This window comes from Microcystis sp. LE19-84.1B (assembly GCF_027531875.1).
In the GTDB taxonomy this organism is placed as follows: Bacteria; Cyanobacteriota; Cyanobacteriia; order Cyanobacteriales; family Microcystaceae; genus Microcystis; species Microcystis panniformis.
Window position 1 is genome coordinate 1 of record NZ_JAPZSR010000014.1, and the last position, 5,008, is coordinate 5,008.

Here is a 5,008-nt window from a genome sequence, read left to right on the forward strand (position 1 = left end):
GTCATGGATATGATTGGAAGGGTTCTGTTAAAGTAACAAACGCTCCCTTTGCTGTCATCAAACGTCCTCCTATTAGTCGTCGTCAACTTCACCTGATGGTTTTTTCTAAAGGTGGTAAACGACGTAAATATGGTGGCTCTACCACAGGACATGGGTTCCGTAAAGGAGATTTAGTTTCTTCTCCCAAAGGAATTGGTTATATTAGTGGAGATACCGAAAAACAGCTATCTGTAAGCGATACCAATGGTCAACGATTGGGACAGATAGCTGTTAGCAAGATTCAGTTAATTCGTCGTTCTAACGGTTTAATTGTTTCTCGCTAACTTATATAAAGCCGCCCTCCGTTATCGCTAAAGGGCGGGTTTCAGACCCAGTTTTTCGATGACCGGACTAAGTATCGATCGCCAGAAAAAAAAGCATAAACAGGGCCAAACAAAAGCTGATAGTCCCCCGCTTAACATCAAAGAGAAACTTGCCCTCAAAAAAGAAGAAAGGCAAAAGAAACAAAAGTTAACGGGGTTAATTGTTTTTGCCATTTGTGTAGCAATTTTGCTCGGATTACCCCTCAGCTTATTATTTGATGCCAAGATAGGAGCGGCAGTAAGTTTAGCCTTAATTTTAGTAGTTTTCTCCTTTAGCTATCCTCGCATGGCTCTTTGGGCATTTATTATCTATGTCCCCTTCACTGGCACTATCGTGTATTGGTTGGGAGGTAGTTCAATCCTCCAGCTTAGTAAAGATATCTTTTATCTACCCGCTTTAATCGCCTTAGTTTTAGAATGTCGAAAAAAGCAATTACCGATTATTGTCCCCAAACAATTAGGTACAACCCTATTATTAATCTTTGTTTTCTGTGTAGTTTGTCTATTAGCCGTCAATTTGCAGAGACAATTTCTGCCTACTTGTGATTCCGTGGCTGGGATGAGTATCTTTAGGGATGGTCGTTTGCGCGGGATTCCCTGTCGGGAAAGTGAGACTTTTCTGCAAGGAATATTAGGATTTAAAGTTTTGCTGGGTTATGTCCCCTTGATCTTCTGCACTTATTACTTAATCAAAGACAAACCGACCCTATTATTTTTTAGTCGTCTTTTAGTGACTTTAGCGATTATTTGTTGTGTCCTAGGACTAATGCAATACTGGATGCTGAAAACCGGTCGTTGTGTAGGAACTAGAGGCTTTGTAGCTGATGCACTATTCAAAGCCCACTTAGATGCAAGGTGTTTGGTTGGTGGGGCATTAGTGTATAGTCCGGAAGTAAATATGATCCGCCTACCAGGTACCTTTGTTTCCCCCTGGCACTGGGCTTGGTTTTTGGTCTCTAATGCCGTAATTTGTTATGCCAGTGCCTTTAGTGAAATTTCCCAAAAATGGCGACTAGCAGCCCTAGTGGGTTTAACCCTAGTTTTTATTAATGCAGTGATCTCTGGGCAAAGACTAGCTTTCTTTGCTGTACCGATGATTATTGGTCTGATGACGATTCTTACAGGACAAATCGCTAACTTAAAACGATTTTTGCCGATCATTTTTGCCGCCACTTTACTTCTAGCTATCGGTTTTTCTTTCCTTAACCCGGATTTTGTCCAACAACGCTACGATAGTGCCATCGGCCGTTGGCAAAGCAGTCCCCCCACTGCTTTTCTTCAAGAACAGTTGGATTTTGCTATCCGTAATCAGGGCGGTATTTTAGGTCGTGGACTTGGTGTGGCCACAGCTTCTGCTAGGGTTTTCGGTGATATTTCCTTTGTGGAAACCTATCACACTAAAGTTTTATTCGAGTTGGGATACATTGGTTTTGCCTTGTACATGATATTCATGACCCATCTAGTTTATCTGGCCTTCCGCACCTATCGTTCCCTCAAAGATCCCACTCTGCGAGGTTTTGCCGGTAGTTATTGGGTTTTGCTGCTCTTTGTTGCCTATCTTCCCTATTGGTATGCCCTCGATACGGATCCTGTGGGCGTTTATTACTGGATATTTGCGGGCGTAATTTTTAGATTACCCGTGATCGAAAAACAGGAAAAAGAAGCCAAAATTCTGGCGGGGGAAACTGAAACAAAATCCTCCAAAAAGGGCTTAAAATTTAAACGCAAAGGCGTTTCTTTAGCTTGAAATATAGGTGTTGGGTTTTAGGGTGTTGGGGTTTTAGGGTTTTAGTGGAAATTCCCCCACTCCCCCATTCCCCCATTTCCCCATTTCCCCACTCCCCCACTTCCCCACTCCCCCACTCCCCCATTCCCTGCTATGAATTTTCCCTCGATTTCTGTCATCATACCCACCTATCGACGCGAAGAGCCTCTTAAAGATACCCTCGATGACCTACTCAAACAAGATTATCCCGATTTTGAGGTATTAGTTATCGACCAGACCGCTACCCACAGCCCCGCCATACAATCCTATCTGGAAAATATGGCTAATCAGCACAAAATTAGCTGGTATCGGCTGGATTGGGCGAGTTTACCCGGTGCGAGAAATTATGGAGTCCGTCGCGCCCAAGGCGATATCGTTCTTTTTATCGATGATGATGTGCGGCTACCGGATAATTATCTCAAAGCACATAGTGAGAATTTTGTCAAGAACCCTGAGATAGGTGTAGTGGCAGGTCGGGTATTCGATCGCATGAAATTGGGTGACTCCCAAAAAATGGTGACAGATACCAGCAAACCCTACGAAATCGACTTTTTACCCCCCCAAGCCATGGATCCGGGCATTGCTTGGTATTACATCGATCTTGTCCACACCACTAAACCCCAGCAGGTAATCTCGGCCCGGGGCTGTAATATGTCTTTCCGGAAGGATATATTTAGGAAATACGGCATTTGGTTCGATGAACGCTTTCGTGGCAGTGCCGTGCGCGAGGAATCGGATTTTTGCTTAAGATTACGCCGGACTCCCTATCATGTCTGGTACGATCCCACCGCTTATCTGGTTCATTTAGGGGAAGAAACCGGCGGCTGTCATGATATTAGCACTCGTTCTTTGAGTTATCAGACGACTTTTTATCATAATCACTTTCTGATGGCCCTGAAAAATCTCACTCCCGCTCAACAATTGCGACTCTACGCTAAATTATTTGATTGTCACGTTCTTGGCAATCCTCCCTGTAATAAAGGTGGTTCCCCGATTAAAATCCTCTCTAGGGGAATTTTTTATAGTTTAGGTTTTCTCGATGCTCTGAAAACTCAAGTAAAGTCCCTCTGGAATGATGGTCAAATTTATACAAAACTAGATAATCTATGAGAATTTTAGTCGCTAGTCATACATATATAGTTGATCTCAACTGTGAGAAACTGCGCGCCCTGACAAGATTAAATCCCAATATTGAAGTTACTATTGTTGTTCCCCAACGTTGGCAACCGGGAGGAGTCCAAAATAAAATCATTGAAAGTCAACCGAAAATAGCCGACAATTTCCGAGTTATTCCTATCTCTAATTTTAGCCAGAATAACCAAGCTTTATTAACTTTTGGCACTGATATAATTTCTTTATTGCAAAAATTTAGACCCGATATTATTCAAGTGGAACAGGGTTCTAAATCTCTCGGTTATGCACAATTTATTACTCTGAACCGTTTCTTAAATCTACGAGCTAAAAATGTATTTTTTACTTGGTGGAATCTTCCCTATACTCCTAAATTTCCCATCTCTTGGTTAGAAGCTTATAACCTGAAAAATACCGATGGTTTAATCGCCGGTAATCAGGACGGGGTAGATGTTTTAAAAGAACGGGGTTACAGGGGTAAATACACCGTTTTACCGCAATTAGGAGTGGATGAAGTCCTTTTTTCCCCTGGCAAGCAACCCGATTTAGCCCGATCTTTAGGCATTGAAAACGATGAATTCGTGATTGGTTTTATCGGTCGTTTTGTGGAAGAGAAAGGCATTCTAACGCTGATTAAAGCTGTAGCTAAATTAACAGGTAAGTGGAAATTATTACTGTTAGGTCGGGGAATCCTGAAAGATAAAATAGTCAGCGAAGCTAGAGCCGTAGGAATAAGCGATCGCTTGATGATAGTGGAAAGTGTTCCCCACGATCAAGTAGTTAATTATATTAACCTGATGAACACTTTAGTTTTGCCTTCAGAAATCACCTATCAGGTCAAAACCTTAACTGCCGTCGGTTGGAAAGAACAATTCGGTCATGTCTTAATTGAAGCTATGGCCTGTCAGGTTCCTGTTATTGGTTCTGATTCGGGAGAAATCCCCTTTGTTATTGCTGATACGGGTTTAATTTTTCCCGAAAAAGATGGGGAGGCACTGGCTAAATCTATACAAACTCTCTTAGATAATCCCAGCTTCGCTCAAGAATTAGGCCAGAGGGGTTATCAGAGGGTAATGACCAATTATACTAATAAAGCCCTCGCTCAAAAACAATTGGATTTCTATCAACAATTACTCCCTCGGTGATGGGGAGATGGGGTGTGGGGTGTGGGGTGTGGGGTGTGGGGTGTGGGGAGAAAAAAGCTGATAACTGATCACTGATAACTGCTCACTGATAACTGATAACTGGTTATGAACCATTCTTGACACCCCCTAGTCTAAAGGGACAAGTAGCTAGGGGTGAGGGGAATGATCGAGGTGATAACCGATAAGCAAACAAGTGTGAGCGATCGAGAGTTAATTTTAAAATGTCAAAGGGGTGATCGGGGTGCTTTTCGTCACCTTTACCGTCTTTATCAACCAAAAATCCGCTCTACTCTCTATCAACTCTGTGGACAGGAATTCCTAGAGGATTTTGTCCAAGAGGTCTTTTTAAGACTGTGGCACGGGTTGCCGAAATTGCGTTCACCTGAATACTTTTCCACTTGGGTTTATCGGATCACTTGGAATGTGGCGATCGATGGTCGGCGACAATTAGCCAAAAGACAAATGAGGATGGCCAAAAGCACTGATGAGGAAAACTCCCTTGATAGCGAATCCCGTCCCCAAGATAGTCCCGATTTGATGCAATTGCATTATGAGGAGGTGGTCCGACAAGGGTTAGAAATTCTCAGTTTAGAACATCGCGCTGT

The 5,008-nt window shown here is 42.8% G+C and carries 5 protein-coding genes and 1 pseudogene; 5 read left to right on the forward strand and 1 reads right to left on the reverse strand.

The window, feature by feature from the left end; translation table 11 throughout:
* From O9324_RS00580 to hpsO, 4 genes and pseudogenes are all read left to right on the forward strand, one after another.
* A pseudogene (locus O9324_RS00580) lies at positions 1-323 on the forward strand (hypothetical protein); the annotation flags it as partial.
* 58 nt (positions 324-381) lie between these two features.
* Positions 382-2,109 (forward strand): hormogonium polysaccharide biosynthesis protein HpsL, encoded by a 1,728-nt coding sequence (hpsL, locus tag O9324_RS00585; protein WP_288139207.1) that lies wholly within the window; start codon positions 382-384, stop codon positions 2,107-2,109.
* A 132-nt stretch (positions 2,110-2,241) separates the two neighbouring features.
* A complete protein-coding gene (hpsN, locus tag O9324_RS00590) occupies positions 2,242-3,237 on the forward strand; it encodes a hormogonium polysaccharide biosynthesis glycosyltransferase HpsN (RefSeq protein ID WP_147073048.1) in 996 nt (331 codons plus the stop codon).
* Positions 3,234-4,403: a hormogonium polysaccharide biosynthesis glycosyltransferase HpsO gene (hpsO, locus tag O9324_RS00595; RefSeq protein ID WP_288139208.1), complete on the forward strand. Its 1,170-nt coding sequence runs from the start codon at positions 3,234-3,236 to the stop codon at positions 4,401-4,403. The genes hpsN and hpsO overlap by 4 nt, the downstream gene beginning before the upstream one ends.
* On the opposite strand, the gene O9324_RS00600 is transcribed toward hpsO, so the two are convergent.
* A complete protein-coding gene (locus O9324_RS00600) occupies positions 4,389-4,517 on the reverse strand; it encodes a hypothetical protein (protein ID WP_288139209.1) in 129 nt (42 codons plus the stop codon). The genes hpsO and O9324_RS00600 overlap by 15 nt on opposite strands.
* Positions 4,518-4,565: 48 nt before the next feature.
* Between O9324_RS00600 and O9324_RS00605 the strand changes: the two genes are divergently transcribed.
* Positions 4,566-5,008 (forward strand): sigma-70 family RNA polymerase sigma factor (locus tag O9324_RS00605; RefSeq protein ID WP_288139210.1); only part of this gene is annotated, 443 nt, incomplete at its 3' end.